Raw genomic sequence first — 16,840 nt, forward strand, 5'->3', positions numbered from 1 at the left:
GTCCGACCCGCCTTCCGCAGCAGGCTCGGCCCATCTTTCACAGCAGGTACGACCCTCCTTCCGTGGCAGCCACGACCCGTGGGTTTTGCCTAGCTAGGTGGCGTAGGGCGGAGTCGTGGCGGTGGGTAAGGGGCACCGACTCGCCGGATGCGCCGGGCGCGGGTCGTCAGCCGAAGTGCGGTGGGCGGCCGGTAGTGCGGCTTGCCGTACAGGCTCTGCAGGCCCTGAGCCCTTCAGCGACCTCAGACCTCACTGCGCTCAGCGGTTGGGGCGTGGTGGCGGAGGCCGTCGAAGAGGATGGAGAGGGTGCGGGTGCGGAGAGGGTCGCTCCAGGTGTGGTGTTGGGCGGCCAGGCAGGCGGCGCTGAGGAGGCCGAGGACCTCGGGTAGCTGGGCGTCCGGGCGGACCGTGCCCTGGCGTTGGGCGTTGACGAGCAGGGTCTCGATCCGGCCGCGCAGGTCGGGCGCGCCGGCCTTGGGGTCGAGGTCCGAGGCGGCCAGCGCGTCCGCGAAGACCTTCTTGGTCGTGGCGTCCTCCACCACCTGGGTGAAGAAGTCGAAGAAGGCCGTGCCCGCGTCCGGCGCGGCGGCGAGCTCGTCGGCCCTGGCGGCCAGGCGGTGGAGGCGGCCGACCAGGATCGCCTGGTAGAGGGCCTCCTTGGTGGGGAACTGCCGGTAGATCGTGCCCACCCCGACCCCGGCCAGCTCCGCGACCGCGCGCATCGACGCCGACAGCCCGTCGCGCGCCAGTACGGTCTCCGCCGCCTCCAGCACCCGGGCGCGGTTGCGCTGGGCGTCTGCTCGCATAGGCCTCTCCATTGACAAGCGGAACGCGTGTTCCGTATCTTCCGGAACATCGGTTCCGATTCTAGGAGGCTTTGGTGGAATACACGACCTTGGGCCGTTCCGGGCTACGCGTCTCGCGGGCCTGCCTGGGCACGATGAACTTCGGCACCACGTACGGCCTGGCCGCGGCGGACGAGGCGGAGGCCGGGCGCGTCCTGGACGCCTTCCTCGACGCAGGCGGCAATTTCGTCGACACCGCCGACCTTTACCACCGCGGGGAGACCGAGGAGATCCTCGGACGCCTGCTCAAGGGGCGGCGCGAGCGGGTGGTGCTGGCGACCAAGGGCGCGATGCCCGTGGACCACGAGGGCAGGGGACTGTCGCGGCGCCACCTGACCCGGGCCCTGGACGCCAGCCTGCGCCGCCTGGACACCGACTACGTCGACCTTTACCAGTGCCACCAGTGGGACCCGGTGACGCCGATCGAGGAGACGATGGCCACGCTGGACGGCTTCGTCCGGGCGGGGAAGGTGCGCTACCTGGGGTGTTCCAACTTCACCGCCGCTCAGATCGTGGAGTCGCAGTGGGCGGCGGCGACACCGTTCATCAGCCTGCAGCCGCAGTACTCGCTGCTGGCCCGAGTGATCGAGACCGAGGTCCTGCCGGTCTGCGAGCGCCACGGCCTGGGCACGGTCGTCTACGGCACCCTCGGCGGCGGCATCCTCGCCGGCCGTTACACCCCCGGCACGGCTCCCGACCCTGACAGCCGGATGGGCCGCCTGCTCGGCTCGTCGATGCCCGGGGCGCGGCGGTGGGCGGAGATGCTTCTCACCGACCGTAACCTGGCCATCGCCGCCGAGGTCACCAACGTGGCCGCCGACCTCGGTGCCGAGCCCGGGCACGTGGCGCTGGCGTGGGTGGCACGGCGGCCCGGGGTGACCTCGGTGCTGCTCGGCCCCCGGTCCGTGGAGCAGCTGCAGTCGAACCTCGCGGGCCTGGACCTCGACCTCCCGCCGGAGGCCGCCGAGCGCCTCACCCAGGTCTCGGACCCCCACCTCGCTCCCCAGGACGGCAGCCTCTTCCACCTCACCCCCACCCGCTGACCCCGGCAGCGCCGCACCGCCCGCGGCCCCTGCTCGGGCGGGATGGCCTATCGGACGAGGTTGAATCGGCCGGTCATTGACGTCCTGTCCGCAAGGCCGGTCTGCCGGGGCAGTGATGCCCTCCCCAGCGATGACGGCCTGCCGGGCTAGGACGTCCTGCCGGGGGGACGACGTGTGCGGCAAGGAGGCACTGTCGGGCGAGAGCTGAACGGGCCGCCACGGCCAGATGGGGAGAGGGCGGGGTCAGGGGGAGACGACGTTGACGGGGAGGCGGCGTTGGCGGACGGCGGTGCGGACCGCCTTGGCCAGCTGGGCGTATTCCGCCGCCCTGGCCGACGAGGCGCGGTAGGCGAGGCCGATCGTCCGCCCCGGCGCCGGATCGGCGAAGCGGCGCAGCGCCAGCCGTACACGCTTGCCCGTCTCGACCGGCACGGCCGATTCGGGCAGGAGCGTCACCCCGAGCCCGCCCGCGACGAGCTGGACGAGTGTGGGCAGGCTGGTGGCGTAGGTCGTGGCCGTGGCGCGGGCGCCGACCTCGCGGCAGACGTCGATGGCCTGCTCGCGCAGGCAGTGCCCCTGGTTCAGCAACACGATGTCCAGATTTTTCAGCGCATCGCGTGAGATGGGCCCCGAGTCCGCGGCGAGCGGGTGGTCCTCCGGCAGCGCCAGCAGGAAGTCCTCGTCGTAGAGGGGCTCCTCCACCAGCCCGCCCACCTCGGTCGGCAGGGCGAGCAGCACCATGTCCAGGCGCCCTTCGCGTACCTCGGCCAGGATCGTCTCGGTCTTGGCCTCGTGCACGGTCAGTTTGAGGTCGGGGAAGCGGCGGGCGAACATCGGAAGCAGCGCGGGCAGCACATAGGGCGCGACCGTCGGGATGACGCCCAGATGCGCCGGCCCGCTGAACGGTGAGCGGTTCTGGGCAGCCTCGCTCATCAGGTCGTCCACGGCCGCCAGGACCCGCCGGGCGTGCTCGGCCACCCGCTCGCCGACCGGCGTGAGCAGCACCTTCCTGGTGGTCCGCTCCAGCAGCTGCGTATCCAGCAGTTCCTCCAATGCCGCGATATTTCCGGACAAGGTGGGCTGGCTCATCCGCAACACCGTGGCCGCCTCCCTGAAGTGCAGGTGCTCGGCCACCGCCAGGAACGACCTGAGCTGCGCCAGGGTCGGACTGATAGGGATCACCTCTCAGATTGGTCCAACTGCTCGATTTCTCGAATCAATGCTAGGTGCGCAACCCTGGAGCCCTGACCTGCGACGACCACGAAGGAGACCTGAACTTGCTCACCGTCGGTGACCACTTCCCCGAGTACGAACTCACCGCCTGCGTCGACCTCGACCCCGACAAGGCGTTCGAGGAGATCAACCACAAGACCTACGAGGGAAAGTGGCGCGTGGTGTTCTTCTGGCCGAAGGACTTCACCTTCGTCTGCCCCACGGAGATCGCCGAGTTCGGCCGCCTCAACGAGGAGTTCGCCGACCGTGACACCCAGGTGCTCGGCGTCTCCGTCGACTCCGAGTTCGTCCACCACGCCTGGCGCAAGAGCCACGAGGACCTGCGCGACCTGCCGTACCCGATGCTGAGCGACATCAAGCGCGAGCTCAGCGAGGCCTGCGGCGTGCTCGGCGGCGACGGGGTCGCGCAGCGCGCCACGTTCATCGTCGACCCGAACAACGAGATCCAGTTCACGATGGTGACCGCCGGATCGGTCGGCCGCAACGTCAAGGAGGTCCTGCGGGTCCTCGACGCCCTGCAGTCCGACGAGCTGTGCCCGTGCAACTGGAACAAGGGCGAGACGGGCCTCGACGCGAAGACGCTGCTGGGCGCATGAGCATCGACGCGCTCAAGGCCGCCCTCCCGGCCTACGCCAAGGACATCAAGCTCAACCTGGGCTCGGTGACCACCACCTCGGCGCTGACGGACCAGCAGTTGTGGGGTGCGGTGCTGGCGTGCGCGCTGACCACCCGCTCGCCGCGGGTCATCGCCGAGGTGTCGGCCGAGGCGGCAGAACGCCTGTCGGAGGAGGCGTTCACCGCCGCCAAGGCCGCCGCGTCGATCATGGCGATGAACAACGTCTACTACCGGGCGACCCACCTCATCGGCGACGACACCTACGCCACGCTGCCGGCCAAACTCCGCATGACGGTCATCGGCAGCCCCGGCGTGGACAAGACGGACTTCGAGCTGTGGTGCCTGGCGGTCTCGGCGATCAACGGCTGCGGCCGCTGCCTCGAGTCGCACGAGCAGGTCCTGCGCGCCGCCGGCCTGCCGCGCGAGCACGTCCAGGAGGCCCTGCGCATCGCCGCCGTCCTCAACGCCACCGCCGCCACCCTCGACGCCGAGTCCCTGCTGACGGTGACGGTCTGACTCCCTCTCGGAGAGTTTGATCTTGTACGGCGGGCCGCCCCACCGGCCGCCCGCCGTACGTCGGCTGAGGGCCTCAGCCCGGCGCTTCCGGCGAGTCGATGACGGTAGCCCGCCGCCACGACTCCGCTCTAGGCCGGGCACCCGGGCCCTGCCGTACCGAAGGTGTCGGGGTGTGGGCTAGGCGACGGAGCCGTAGGCGGGCTTGCCCGTCCACTCGTAGGTGAGGTAGGCGACGCCGGCGTCGGTGATGGTCGAGCCGGTGAGCTTGAGCCCCGCCGGGGTGGTCCCCTCGGCGAACAGGCGCTTGCCCTCGCCGAGCACCACGGGGAAGATCAGCAGGCGGTACTCGTCGATCAGCTCGGCCTGCTGGAGCGTGCGGAGCAGGTCGCTGCTGCCCTGGACGAGGATCTCGCCGTCGGTGCGTTGCTTGAGCTCGGCCACCGTCTTGGCCGCCTCGCCCACCAGTACCTCGGTGTTGCGCCACGTGGCCGTCATCGGCGACCTGGTGGTGACGTACTTGGGCATGCTGTTGATCTTCGCGCCGCCCTCCTCGTCGGGCACGCTCGGCCAGAACGAGGACAGGATGTCGTAGGACCTGCGCCCCAGCAGCATCCCGTCGGCGCGCTCGAGCACGTCGCCCATGATCTGGTTGAACCCCTCGTCCACGTGCGGGGGCAGCCAGCCGCCGTGCGGGAAGCCGTTGGAGTCGTCCTCGCCGGGCCCGCCAGGACCCTGCATGATGCCGTCCAGCGACAGGAACGTGCCGACCACGAGCTTGCTTGCCATCTTCACTCCTCGATCCGATTACTTTCCGGCCCTCAGCCGGCGAGCAGGGCGTCCATCTGGCCGATGGCCTGGGCGAACGCCTCCGGCGCACCCCAGCGCACGACGGTCTCCATGTGCTCCAGGGAGCTGAACGTCGAGCGCACCTCCATCCGGGTGCCGCCGCCGTTCGCGGTGAGCCGTACTCGCATGCTGCTGGTCATCCCGGGCATCGGCCGGCCGTGCTGATCCGCGAAGCCGTCGGTGAACTCCAGCGACCCGGGCGGCTCCACCGAGGTGACCCGCCACCAGCCGTGCGACCTCTCGCCGTCGGGCCCGGTCATGAAGTAGGTGACCGTCCCGCCCGGGCTCAGGTCGTGCTCCAGCACCGTCGCCGGGTGGCTCGGCGGGCCCCACCACCGCTCCAGCCGCCGCGGGTCGGCCCACAGCCGCCATACCCGCTCGACCGGCGCGTCGAACTCGGCGACCAGCGTGAGGGTCAGGGCGTCGAAGTCCTTGTCGACGCGCATGACGGTCATGTGGTCCCCGTTTCCTCGTCGAGCAGGTGCGCCATCCGGTCCACCCGTCCGCGCCAGATCGCCTCGTACTCGTCGAGGGCCCGCCGTGCCCGCCGTACGGCATCGAGGTCCGTGGTGACGAGCTGCTCCCGCCCGCGGCGCTGCTTGCTGACCAGCCCGGCCCGCTCCAGCACCGCGACGTGCTTCTGCACCGCGGCGAAGCTCATCGAATACCCCTCGGCCAGCCGCGACACGGACAACTTCGCCGCCCGGTACGGCAGGCCAGGGGGCCGCGGGCCCTCGGGGGCCGTGCAGAGCCCCTCGCCCGATGTACGTCCGACAGCCACGGCTCCGCGCTCAGGCAACCCGCCTGCATCGCCAAGATCGAGGTCTACTTCAACACCGGCAGACACCCTCTGACCTGCCCCGGCGTACCGCTGCTGACGAGCACCGACCTGCCCACCCGCCCCTGACCGCACTGGCACGGTCCAACCCGTCAAGCTTCACGGACGAAGTTCTCGCAGTCCGGACATTCGTCGAGATACCGATGGCGACACTCGACGGCGTGCCGCAGGAAGGTGATGGCCTGCTGTCTCCGGAGGACCTCGTCTTCGAGTGCGGCGATCTTCGCCCGTACAACGGCCTGCGCCGTCGACTTCTTCGGCGCCATGGCGGCGACGACTTCCGGCAACGACAGTCCGACGCGCCGCAGCTTCAGCACGGTGCGTGCCTGCTCCAGAGCGTTGTCGTCGTAAAGGCGGTAGCCGTTGCCGTCGCGACGAACGGTGAGCGCCCCAACCTGTTCCCAGTGCCGAAGCACGTGAGCTTCGATACCGAGTTCCGCAGCCGCGTCTCCGATCGTCCTCACCACAAGCGCCTTGCCTTCATGTCGACCTGAACCCTTACCGTCTCGAACATGCCTGAAGCCCCAACGATTCTGGTCACCGGCGCGGCCGGCAACCTCGGCAGTGAGGTCGTTGACCGACTTGAAGCCCGCGGTGCGCGCGTGCGCTGCCTGGTACGCCGGCAAGCCGGTGTGCGCGCCGGAGCCGAGCCCGTGGTCGGCGACCTCACAGACCCCACTATTGTCCGTGCCGCGCTCGTGGGGGTCGACGCCGTCTTCCTCCTCTGGCCGCTGATCGACGCCGCCTCCGCACACGGCCTGATCGCGGAACTCGCGGCAGCGGCACCCCATGTCGTCTACCTGTCCTCGACAGCCGTAGACGACCAGGCCGTACGTCAGAGTGATCCGATCGCTCAGGTGCACGCGGACATGGAAGCCCTGCTGCGCGATGCCGGCCTGCGACCGGTGGTGCTGCGCAGCGACACGTTGGCGTCCAATGCCCGTGGCTGGGCGGCGCAGTTGCGAGCGGGCGACGTGGTGGCGGGTCCTGATATGGCGCGCACGGCTGTCGTTGACGAGCGCGATGTCGCTGATGCGGCTGTTGCCGTATTGCTCGCGGACCGCGGCCAACCGGTCCATGGCCCGTACGTGTTGACGGGACCCGAGGTCCTCAGCCGTGCCGACCAGGTCGATCGCCTCGGCGTCGCGCTGCGGCGCCGTCTGCGCTTCCAGGCAATCCCCGCCGACCTGGCGCGCTCGCGAATGCTCGCGGACGGTCGTCCCGAGCGGCTGGTGGAAGCGCTGATCGCCGCCTCGGCGCGCCGGCCGGAGTCCGGCCGCATCACCGATCATGTCGAGCGCCTCACCGGCCGCCCCGCCGGCACCTTCGCGCAGTGGGCCATGGACCATGCGGCCGAGTTCAGCTGACCTCGGCCTTTCGCGGGTGACGACGAACAGGAACTATGCGGGCGGGAGGGCGGCGGTGGCGTCGGGGTGGGGGAGGCCGGTGGCTTCGAGCAGGTCGACGGCGATGGAGCGGAGCTGGGCGGTGATGACGTCGGTCGAGAAGCCGTGCCGCTCCGGCCTGGCGCGCCCCGCGACCGCGAGAAGGGCCTGACGGGCCAGGACGGGTTCGCGGCCGGCGCCGAGTTCGAGCTGCAGGAGCAGCGCCGCTTCCGAGATCTCGCGCAGTGACGTGGCGAGCCAGGCGGGCGGCGGCGTGGGTTCGCCGAGAGCGGAGATGGTGCGGCGGACCAGGACGCGGGCGTTCCTGAGCGCGTGATCGATGGGCGCGGCGGCCGTCTCGTAGCGGGTCAGGCGGGCCCGCCTGTGCCAGTGCAGCGGCGAGATCGTGGCGATCTCGCGGCTGGTCTGCAGCGCCTGGGTGAACTCCTCGATCGCCGACTGGGTGCCGCGCGCCTCCTCCAGGGCCTCGGCGGCCAGCTCGACGTCGTGCTTGTCGATGGCCTCCGCGGCGCCTTCCAGCGCGGTGGACAGGGCGTCGAGCACTTCCGACGCGTGCTTGGCGGCGATGGTGAACGGGCTGGCGGGCAGCAGCGCGACCATGGCGACGCCGATGATGCCGCCGGTGAGCGCGTCGGCCATGCGGTCGAGCCCGCCGGTGCCGGTCGACGGCAGGAGCGTGGCCACCAGCACGGCCGACGATCCGGCCTGCGCGATGAACAGGGCGCCGCTGTTGAGCAGCACCGCCGCGGACATGGCCAGCGCCACGATCAGCGCCAGCTGCCAGGGCCCCGACCCGATCCAGGACACGAGCAGATCGCCGACCCCGACGCCGAGGCTGACGCCGACGACGAGCTCCGCCACGCGCCGCAGCCGCTGACCGAGCCCGACGCCGACGCAGATCAGCACCGAGATCGGGGCGAAGAACGGCTGCGGGTGACCCAGCACGTTCAGGGCGACGAGCCATGCCAGCGCCGCGCCGACCGCGCACTGCCCGATCGAGGGCGCCATGAGCCAGAAGCGGCTCAGCCGTTCACGAAACCCTTGCACGCCGCACCAGGACGACCGCGGTGGTGACGACGGGCGTGAACCACCACAGCGTGATCGCGAGGTCGGGCTTGCCGAACAGGGCCACGGCGGCGCTGATCGTCCACCACAGGCCGATGCCCCAGTTGACGGCGGCCCAGGTGACCAGGCTCTGGACGCCGGCGTCGGCGCTGTAGAGCTTCTGCGAGACGGCGAGCGTGAACAGCAGCGCGAGGCAGATCATGATCACGCCTTCGGTGCCGGAGAACATGGCGACCGCGATCGGCGCCGACTTGGGGATCGAACCGGCCTCGCCGAACAGGTGGGCGGTGTAGGGGAGGAAGGCCGCGAACAGCAGCAGCGGTACGTGCACCCCGAGCGTCAGCTGGGAGACCTTCCGCAGCTGGTCGAGTAGCGTGTGGTGGGCCCGCCAGGCGAACCAGAGCATGACGAAGGCCAGGGCGAAGGTGTAGAAGGCGCTGCTCTGGTGGGCCAGGAACCCGCCGAGGTCCTCCAGGTCCTTCTCGGAAGGGCGGGGGATCTCCAGGGCCAGCAGCGTGATCGCGATCGCCAGGACCGCGTCGGTGAACATGCTCACGCGCTCGGGCGTCAGACCAGGATGCGGCTTGGCTTCTGTCACCCGGGAGATGTTAATCGTTTGGTCAGATCTTGAGAAAGTCGTCGACGACTCCCAGGAACTCGGCCCGCGCGTTCTCGTGGATCAGGTGCCCGGCGTCGATCGTGACCAGTTCGGCCCCGGGGATCAGCGCGGCCAGCGGCTCGGACCTGATGTGGCTGGACGGCCCGCCGGAGACGACCAGCGTGGGCGCGGTGATGCCGGCCAGCACGCCCGGCAGGGTGGGATCCGGGCTGATGAGCTGCTTCTCGGTCTGGTGCATCATCTGCCAGTCGAACCCGGTCGAGTCGTCCTCCTCGATCGGCGCCCGCCCGGTCATCGGCACCGGCGGCACCGGGTCCTCCAGCACCAGGCGCTCGACCAGCTCGGGATGCCGGACGGCCAGAAAGTAGGCGACGACGCCGCCCAGCGAGTGGCCGACCACCACGGCCCGCCGTCCCGCCAGCAGTCCGGCGATGTCGTCGGCCATGTCCGTGAGCGCGTAGGAGCCGGGGTGGTCGCTGGCGCCGTGGCCGCGCAGGTCCGGCACGAGCACGTGGTAGCGGCGGGCGAAGTGCTGGGTGATGCCGTTCCAGTTGTTGTGGTCGGCCGTCCTGCCGTGCAGGAGGACCAGCAGCGGGTCCGCCTCGGACCCCTCTTCCCGATAGACGAGCTTGATCCCGTTGGCAGTGGCTTCACGCATCACACGGCGAGCCTATGTTAGGCAGACATTGCCCATGAATCCCCGATCCGCCGGTCAGTAGCGTCAGAGCGTGGCTGAACGGGTACTTATCGCCCTCGGTGGAAACGCGATGACCGCGCCCGACGGCAGCGCCGCCCCCGATGACCAGCGGGCGGCCGTGGAGGAGGCGATGCGGCACGTGCGGGCCCTGCTCGGCCGGGGGCACCGGGTGATCCTCACCCACGGCAACGGGCCCCAGGTCGGCAACCTGCTGCTGAAGAACCAGCTGGCCGCCGCGGTGGTGCCGCCGGTGCCGCTCGACTGGTGCGGCGCGCAGACGCAGGCCACGATCGGCACGCTCATCATGAACGCGCTCGGGCCGGGCGTGGCCACCGTGGTCACCAGGACTCTCGTCGACCCGGCCGACCCGGGGTTCACCGACCCGACCAAGCCCATCGGCCGCTACTTCTCCGAGGCCGAGGCCCGCCGGTTCGAGGCGCTCGGCCAGAGCTGGCGCCGCTTCGAGCGCGGCTGGCGCCGGGTGGTCGCCTCGCCGCACCCCTTGGAGATCCTCGACGCCGACGCGGTGCGGGTGCTCATGGACGCCGGCTACACGGTGGTGGCCGCCGGCGGCGGGGGAGTTCCCGTCGTACGGCAGGCCGACGGGACCGTGGCCGGCGTCGAGGCGGTGATCGACAAGGACCTCGCCGCGGCCCTGCTGGCCCGGTCCGTGGGCGCCACGGTGCTGCTCATCGCGACCGACGTGCCCAACGCCGTGATCGGGTACGGCGGGCCGGATCCCAGGCCGATCGGCCGGATTTCCGCCGGTGAACTGCGTGTCCTTCACGCGGCTGGGTATTTCGCCGGAGGCAGCATGGGTCCGAAGGTGGAGGCGGCGCTGCGGTTCGTCGACGAGGGCGGCAGCCGGGCGGTGATCACCTCGCTGGCAGGAATCGAGCGAGCCATGTCCCTGGAGACGGGGACGCAGGTGGAACCCGACAGGGCAGGAGTCACGTGAGCATGGCGGATCCGATAGAAGTACGCAAAATCCCGATCGAGAGCGTCACCGACGCCTCCGGCCTGGAACGGCTGATCGACGACGGGGTGATCGAGGCCCGCCGGGTGCTGGCCGTGGTCGGCAAGACCGAGGGCAACGGCGGGGTGAACGACTACACCAGGATCCTGGCCGACCGGGCCTTCCGCGAGGTCCTGGCAGCCAAGGGGCATCCGGCGCCGGAGAACGTGCCGCTGGTGTGGTCCGGCGGCACCGACGGCGTGCTCAGCCCGCACGCCACCGTCTTCGCCACCGTCGACCCGGCCAAGGCGCCGGCCTCCGACGAGCCGCGCGTGTCGGTGGGCGTGGCGATGAGCGACGTGATCCTGCCCGAGGACATCGGCAGGCCGGCGATGGTGGAGAAGGTCGCGGCCGGGGTCCGCGAGGCCATGAAGATCGCCGGGATCGACGACCCCAGCGACGTGCACTACGTGCAGACCAAGACGCCGCTGCTCACGCTGGCCACCATCACCGACGCCAAGAGCCGCGGAAAGGAGACCGCGATCGAGGAGACGGGCCCGTCGATGGACCTGTCGAACGCCACCACGGCCCTCGGCATCGCGGTCGCCCTCGGCGAGATCGACATGCCCGGCGCCGACCAGATCTTCCACGACCTGTCGCTCTACAGCAGCGTCGCGTCGTGCTCGTCAGGAGTGGAGCTGGACAGGGCGCAGATCGTCCTGGTCGGCAACGTGCGCGGCATCGGCGGCCGCTACCGCATCGGCCACAGCGTCATGAAGGACGCCCTGGACGCCGACGGCATCTGGGAGGCGATCCGCGACTCGGGCATCCCGCTGCCCGACCGGCCGCACCCCTCCGATCTGGGCGACAGGCTCGTGAACGTCTTCATGAAGTGCGAGGCCGACCCCTCGGGCAGGGTGCGCGGCCGGCGCAACATCATGCTCGACGACTCGGACGTGCACTGGCACAGGCAGATCAAGGCCACGGTCGGCGGCGTCGCGGCCTCGGTCACGGGCGACCCGGCGGTCTTCGTCTCCGTCGCCGCCGTCCACCAGGGCCCCTCCGGCGGCGGCCCGGTCGCCGCCATCGCCGACCATGGGTGATTCTTCTCAAGCGCTATTAGCTTCTTGTACGGCGGGCCGCTCCACCGGCCGCCCGCCGTACTCCGGTTGAGGACCTCAGCCCGGCGCTTGCGGCGAGTCGGTGACGGTCGCCCGCCGTCACGGCGCCAGGAACCCACCTGGGTGATCTCCGGAACACCGGGAATCCCGGCCGGGAAACCCTAAGGTGTAGGGCGTATCCGACTCCCGAGAAGGGTGTGCATGAGCGCGTCCGGCACCGAGATCGCGGCCCGCGTCGACGACCTGCGCAGGCGCTACGAGTTCGACGAGGCCACCACGCTGCTGGCCGAGCACCCGGACCTGGCCGAGGACGAGGACGTCCTGGTCGCCCGGGGCCGCCTGCAGCTGGCGATGCGCCGCGACGACGAGGCCTTGGCCGCCTTCACCAGGGCCGCGGACCGAGCGCCCGGCCGCGAGGAGCCTGCCGCCTGGACGGTGGCCGCCCTGGCCCGCGCCCGCCGCCTCGACGAGGCCGTCGAGACCGGGGAAAGCGCCCTGGCACGGCTACCGGACTCGCCGCTGATCCGGGTGGCGACGGGCCGCGCCATGCTCGACGCCAACCGCCCGGCGCAGGCGCTGGAGTACTTCGAAGCAGCCCGCCGGGTCGCCCCGGACCACCTGAAAGCCCACCAGTGGCACGCCCACGGCCTGCTGAACGTGAACCGCTTCGACGACGCGGAGGCCTGCGCACGGGACCTGGTCGCCCGCCACCCCGAGGAGCCGTCGGCCCACGCGACGCTCGGCTGGGTGCTCGACGACTGCCACGACGGCCCGGGCGTGATCCAGGCGTACGAGGCGGCGACGGCGCTGGGCGGCCTCGACCCCCGATGGGCCGTCGACGCGATGGGCATCCTGCGGTTACACGGCCGCTACGGCGAGGCCGAGAGGCTCGTCGAGCAGGGGCTGGCCGCCTTCCCCCGGCATCCGACCGTCATGCTCGAGCAGGCATGGCTGCTCAGCAGCCGCGACCTGGACGACGAGGCCGCCGAGTGGGCGCGGCGCGCGCTGACCGTGGACGAGGCCTACCCGCGGGCCCTGGTCTCTCTGATCAACCTGCTCCGCTACGCGCGCCGCCCCGAGGAGGCGCTCGAGGCCGCCGAACTCGCCAAGCGCCGGGCGCCGCGAGACCCCTGGATCTGGCGGACCGTCGCCTACGAGCTGTCCAGGAGGGAGGAGTACGACCAGGCCCTGGCCGCCGTCGATCACGCCCTGTCCCTGGACGAGCGGGACGCCGACACGCTGAGCACGCGCATCGACATCCTGGTGGAGGCCGAGCGAACGGAGGAAGCGGTCGAGTTCGCCGGAAAGGCGCTCGAGACCAGACCGGATGGGATCAACCTTCACCAGTCCGCCGCCACGGCGCTCCAGCGGGCGGGACGCCGCGAGGAGGCGCTCCAACTGCTGGAGCGGGCGCAGGCCCTCGATCCGCGCGATCCCGGCCTGGCCGCCGGGCGCATGAACCTGCTGCGATGGATGCGGCGCCATGACGAGGCGCACGAGGTGGCCCGGCGGTTCGCCGGGTCGCCCGAGGTGCACATGGCGCTGGCCGAGCTGCTGTCGGCGCAGGACAGGGACTCCGAGGCCGCCGAGCAGGCGGAGCAGGCGCTGGAACTGGACGAGCGCCATCTGGAGGCGCTGCCCAGACGCATAGACTTCCTCAGCTACGCGGAGCGGCCGGCCGACGCCGTGCGCGCGGCCGACGTGGCGATCCAGCGCCGGCCCACCACGGTCCTCATCCTGCTGGCGGCGTCCAGCGCCTACGAGATCGCGGGGCGCGCTCCGCAGGCGCTGGAGCAAGTGGAACGGGTGCTGTCGCTCGATCCGGAGCAGCCCGAGGCGTTGCGGCGGCGCCCGCGCCTGCTGGGCGCCGAGGGCCGCTACCAGGAGGCACTCGACGCGGCCGAGCGGGCACAGCAGGCACTGAACGGTGACGCGGACGTCTGTGTCGAGATGGCCAACCTCTGCGCCCCCCGATCCGCCGACGACGCTCTCGCATGGCTGGAGCGGGCGCTGGCCATCGACAAGGACCAAGCCTGGGCCCTGCGGCGGCGCATCGACGTGCTGACCGACGCCGGACGCTACGAGGAGGCGCACCGCGCCGCCGACCTCGCGGTCGAGCGGTGCCCCGAGGACGCGGCGATCAGGCTGCGCGTGGGCTACCTGCTGAGGAGTGAGGGCCGCCTCGACGAGGCGCTGGCCGAGATCGACACCGCCCTGTCGATGGACGAGGGCTTCGAATGGGCCTGGTGGGATCGCATCCTGGTGCTCCGCGATCTCCGCCGCTTCCAGGAGGCCGAGCAGACGTTCACGCGGGCTCGCGAGAAGTGGCCGCGATCGGCCGATGTCCTGCTGTACGGCGCGTGGCTGATGAGCCGCCAGGACCGCGACAGGGAGGCCGCCGACCTCGCCGCACGCGCGCTCGAGCTCGACGAGTCGAGCGAATGGGCGGCGCGCAGCCTCATCGAGTACCTCACCTACATCAACCATTACGACGAGGCGGAGCGGCTGGCCGCGCAGGCGCTGGAGCGCCATCGCCACGAGCCTGCCGTCTACGTCAGCGTCGCCCATTTCCACGACGGCCGGGGCGACCCGGCCAAAGCGCTGGAAGTCCTGGACCTGGCGCTGTCGATCAACCCCGGCTACGAAGGGGCGCTCTGGCGCAAGATCGAGCTTCTGGTGTCCATGCGCCGCTACGACGAGGCCGAGGCGGTCGCCGCCACGGCACTCGGCCTGCATCCCCGCTCGGTGGACGTGCTCGACTCGGTCGCCGCGCTGCTGGAGGCGCAGGGGCGCGAGCACGAGGCACGCGCCCGCCTTGACGAGGCGCACGCGATCGCGCCCCGCCACCTGTCGATGCTGAGACGCAGGATCGACCTGCTACGCCACAGCGGACGTCTGGACGAGGCCCGGCAGGCGGTGACGGACGCGCTCGCGACCCATCCCGGCGAGCCCGGCCTGCACGTGTGCGCGGGGTGGCTCGCCTACGACTCGCAGGACCTGGGCGGAGCGCTGGCCTGCTTCGAGCGGGCGGTCGCCTGCTGGCCCGGGTACACCGAAGGCATCGAAGGGCAGAGCTTCACCCTCAGAACCCTGCGCCGCTTCGACGAGGCCGAGCGCATCCTCAGGACCGCGCTGAACCGCAACCCGGAGAAGATCGACCTGTGGACCGAGCTCGGCCGCGTCCACGACAACCGGCTCCAGTTCGACGACGCGCTGAGCTGCTACGACAAGGCGCTCGGGATGGTCGCGCGGGAACCGGCGGCCACCATCGCGCGCGCGGCCACGCTCCGCTCGCTGCGCCGCTGGCCCGACGCCCAACGTGAGCTGGACCGCGCGCGGGCCGTGCACCCCGCCAACTGGGACCTGCAGGTCGAACAGGGCTGGCTCTACCACGACCAGCGGCTCCTGACCGAGGCCGAGCAGGCCTTCACCCGCCTGCTCAAGCAGGCCGCCAACGACCGCGAGCGGGCCGCCGCCCGCTACAGCCTCGGCTGGGTGCACTACGCCGGAGGTCACCACGTCGAGGCGGCCGACGACTTCCGCGCCGCGCTCAAGCAGAGGCCGCACGACTCCGCGCACCGGCTCGCCCTCGCCTGGGCCCTCGTCGGCCAGTCCAGGGACGACACCTACCAGGAGGCCCAGCAGATCGCCTACGACGTGCTCGACCGGTATCCGGAACCCTCGGCCCACCTGTGCCTGGGCGTGATCGCCTTCCGGCAGGGCGCGCTGGCCTCGGCGGAGGCACACCTGAAGAAGACCACCGAGATCGACCCGCGCGGCAGCCACACCGACCTGGGCGCCCTCTACGTCCAGATGGGCCGCTACGACGAGGCGGAGGAGCACCTGCTGCGCGCCGTGACCCAGGACTGGTACGACGTGGCCGCGCACGTGGAGCTCGGCTCCCTCTACTTGATCAGGGGAGGCGACGCCGAGCAGCAGTTCCGCAACGCGCTGGCCGTCGACCCCGCCTCGGGCCCGGCCGCCATCGGGTACGCGCAGGCGCTGGCCGCCGCGGGGGAGAAGGCCGAGGCCGAGGAGACGCTGCGCCGTACGCTGCTGCGACAGGACGTGGACCAGCGCTGGCGCATCCACCTGGCGCTGGCCCGCCTGCTCGTGCAGCGCGGCGATGACCAGCAGAACGCCGACCTGCACGCCGACGCCTACGCCCAGGCGCAGCTGGCGATCGGGACGGCGCCGGAGAGCCAGGCCGACCCGCACTACGTGGCGGGCGTCGCCCACCACAGGATGGGCTCGCTGCTGACGGGCGCGGGTGGCCGCTTCGGCTATCGCCGGCGGGCCATGCGCCACCTGCGTGCCTGCCTCAAGCGCGACCCCCTCCACGTGGACGCCCAGCGCAGCCTGCACCTGCTCGAACGAGAGCTGCGCGCCGCCACGCCCGCCGCCTGGGGCGGTTACGCGGTGGCGTCCATCTCCCTGACGCTCCTGGCCGCTCTGTGGACCGCCTTCCTGCTCACCGACAGGGTGACGGTGGTCCTGCTGTCGGCGATGACGCCCATCCTGCTCGGCCTGTTCCTCCTGTCGGCCCTCCTGCCGAACCTGGTCCGCTTCAAACTCCCCGGCCTCCAGGCCGAACTCCAGGCAGGCAACTCGGCCATCTCCCTGGGCCCCACGGGCGAGGTCATGTTCGCCCCGGGCCGCCTGAGCGTCGTCACCGGCCCCACCGGCCTCCTCCCCCGCCGAGAACAAAGCCCCACCCGATAGCGGAACCAGTACGACAAAGATCAACATCTTTCTTGTACGGCAAGCCGCCCCACCGGCCGCCCGCCGCACTCCGGCTGATGACCCCAGCCCGGCGCTTCCGGCGAGTCGGTGACACTTCCCGCCGCCACGGCACCCAGAACCCACCTGCGCGCCCCCCGAAACCTGACCACCGACCCCGCCACGCGGCCCCGGGACCGCCGCGCTGACCCCGGGCGCGCGCTTCCAGGCGCCGGGTCGGCGAGAAGGGGTACGGCGAAAGTCGGCGCCCTGTACGGCGGTCACCCGGACCGTGGTGCCCGGATGACGAAGCGCCGTGGC

The 16,840-nt window shown here is 71.3% G+C and carries 16 protein-coding genes; 7 read left to right on the forward strand and 9 right to left on the reverse strand.

The genetic code is table 11. From position 1 onward, the window contains the following. Positions 1 to 242 precede the first annotated feature (242 nt). Complete coding sequence (locus tag ACIBHX_RS04260) at positions 243 to 806, reverse strand: TetR/AcrR family transcriptional regulator (protein WP_397064052.1); 564 nt, start codon at positions 804 to 806, stop codon at positions 243 to 245. 74 nt (positions 807 to 880) lie between these two features. Here ACIBHX_RS04260 and ACIBHX_RS04265 point away from each other — a divergent pair, with 74 nt between their 5' ends. After that, entirely contained in the window at positions 881 to 1,888 is a 1,008-nt protein-coding gene (locus tag ACIBHX_RS04265; protein WP_397064053.1) for an aldo/keto reductase, read from the forward strand. Between the two features lie 243 nt (positions 1,889 to 2,131). Here ACIBHX_RS04265 and ACIBHX_RS04270 read toward each other — a convergent pair whose 3' ends face one another. Further along, on the reverse strand, positions 2,132 to 3,070 hold the full coding sequence (locus ACIBHX_RS04270; protein ID WP_397064055.1) for a LysR substrate-binding domain-containing protein: 939 nt from the start codon (positions 3,068 to 3,070) through the stop codon (positions 2,132 to 2,134). A gap of 95 nt (positions 3,071 to 3,165) precedes the next feature. Between ACIBHX_RS04270 and ACIBHX_RS04275 the strand changes: the two genes are divergently transcribed. Both ACIBHX_RS04275 and ACIBHX_RS04280 read left to right on the forward strand, forming a co-directional pair. Further along, positions 3,166 to 3,717, forward strand: coding sequence for a peroxiredoxin (locus ACIBHX_RS04275; RefSeq protein ID WP_397064057.1), 552 nt, complete (start codon positions 3,166 to 3,168; stop codon positions 3,715 to 3,717). Then, the gene (locus ACIBHX_RS04280) at positions 3,714 to 4,253 is read left to right on the forward strand and encodes a carboxymuconolactone decarboxylase family protein (RefSeq protein ID WP_397064059.1); all 540 of its coding nucleotides are present in this window, start codon (positions 3,714 to 3,716) and stop codon (positions 4,251 to 4,253) included. The genes ACIBHX_RS04275 and ACIBHX_RS04280 overlap by 4 nt, the downstream gene beginning before the upstream one ends. A gap of 177 nt (positions 4,254 to 4,430) precedes the next feature. On the opposite strand, the gene ACIBHX_RS04285 is transcribed toward ACIBHX_RS04280, so the two are convergent. From ACIBHX_RS04285 to ACIBHX_RS04300, 4 genes are all read right to left on the reverse strand, one after another. Beyond that, positions 4,431 to 5,039, reverse strand: coding sequence for a dihydrofolate reductase family protein (locus ACIBHX_RS04285; protein ID WP_397064060.1), 609 nt, complete (start codon positions 5,037 to 5,039; stop codon positions 4,431 to 4,433). Between the two features lie 32 nt (positions 5,040 to 5,071). After that, positions 5,072 to 5,554, reverse strand: a complete 483-nt coding sequence (locus tag ACIBHX_RS04290; protein WP_397064062.1) for an SRPBCC domain-containing protein — start codon at positions 5,552 to 5,554, stop codon at positions 5,072 to 5,074. Next, positions 5,551 to 5,880 (reverse strand): ArsR/SmtB family transcription factor, encoded by a 330-nt coding sequence (locus tag ACIBHX_RS04295; protein WP_397064064.1) that lies wholly within the window; start codon positions 5,878 to 5,880, stop codon positions 5,551 to 5,553. Before ACIBHX_RS04295 ends, ACIBHX_RS04290 begins: the two co-directional genes overlap by 4 nt. A 149-nt stretch (positions 5,881 to 6,029) precedes the next feature. Beyond that, entirely contained in the window at positions 6,030 to 6,401 is a 372-nt protein-coding gene (locus ACIBHX_RS04300) for a MerR family transcriptional regulator (protein ID WP_397064066.1), read from the reverse strand. Positions 6,402 to 6,449: 48 nt separating this feature from the next. Between ACIBHX_RS04300 and ACIBHX_RS04305 the strand changes: the two genes are divergently transcribed. Beyond that, positions 6,450 to 7,304, forward strand: a complete 855-nt coding sequence (locus ACIBHX_RS04305) for an SDR family oxidoreductase (RefSeq protein WP_397064068.1) — start codon at positions 6,450 to 6,452, stop codon at positions 7,302 to 7,304. Positions 7,305 to 7,337: 33 nt separating this feature from the next. Here ACIBHX_RS04305 and ACIBHX_RS04310 read toward each other — a convergent pair whose 3' ends face one another. Genes ACIBHX_RS04310 through ACIBHX_RS04320 form a run of 3 tightly spaced genes read right to left on the reverse strand, consistent with a single transcriptional unit; the run spans position 7,338 to position 9,685 of the window. After that, positions 7,338 to 8,390: an aromatic acid exporter family protein gene (locus ACIBHX_RS04310; protein ID WP_397064070.1), complete on the reverse strand. Its 1,053-nt coding sequence runs from the start codon at positions 8,388 to 8,390 to the stop codon at positions 7,338 to 7,340. Next, positions 8,374 to 9,006 (reverse strand): TMEM175 family protein, encoded by a 633-nt coding sequence (locus ACIBHX_RS04315; protein ID WP_397064072.1) that lies wholly within the window; start codon positions 9,004 to 9,006, stop codon positions 8,374 to 8,376. Before ACIBHX_RS04315 ends, ACIBHX_RS04310 begins: the two co-directional genes overlap by 17 nt. A 22-nt stretch (positions 9,007 to 9,028) precedes the next feature. Then, entirely contained in the window at positions 9,029 to 9,685 is a 657-nt protein-coding gene (locus ACIBHX_RS04320) for an alpha/beta fold hydrolase (RefSeq protein WP_397064074.1), read from the reverse strand. 70 nt (positions 9,686 to 9,755) lie between these two features. On the opposite strand from ACIBHX_RS04320, the gene ACIBHX_RS04325 reads away from it, so the two are divergent. The 3 genes from ACIBHX_RS04325 to ACIBHX_RS04335 all read left to right on the forward strand — a co-directional run bounded on the left by ACIBHX_RS04325 (position 9,756) and on the right by ACIBHX_RS04335 (position 16,522). Further along, complete coding sequence (locus ACIBHX_RS04325; protein WP_397064075.1) at positions 9,756 to 10,682, forward strand: carbamate kinase; 927 nt, start codon at positions 9,756 to 9,758, stop codon at positions 10,680 to 10,682. Positions 10,683 to 10,684: 2 nt separating this feature from the next. Beyond that, positions 10,685 to 11,782, forward strand: a complete 1,098-nt coding sequence (locus ACIBHX_RS04330; protein WP_397064077.1) for a ring-opening amidohydrolase — start codon at positions 10,685 to 10,687, stop codon at positions 11,780 to 11,782. Positions 11,783 to 12,001: 219 nt separating this feature from the next. Beyond that, complete coding sequence (locus tag ACIBHX_RS04335; RefSeq protein ID WP_397064079.1) at positions 12,002 to 16,522, forward strand: tetratricopeptide repeat protein; 4,521 nt, start codon at positions 12,002 to 12,004, stop codon at positions 16,520 to 16,522. The last annotated feature ends 318 nt before the right edge of the window (positions 16,523 to 16,840 follow it).

Source organism: Nonomuraea sp. NPDC050536, assembly GCF_044457685.1.
Classification (GTDB): Bacteria; Actinomycetota; Actinomycetes; order Streptosporangiales; family Streptosporangiaceae; genus Nonomuraea.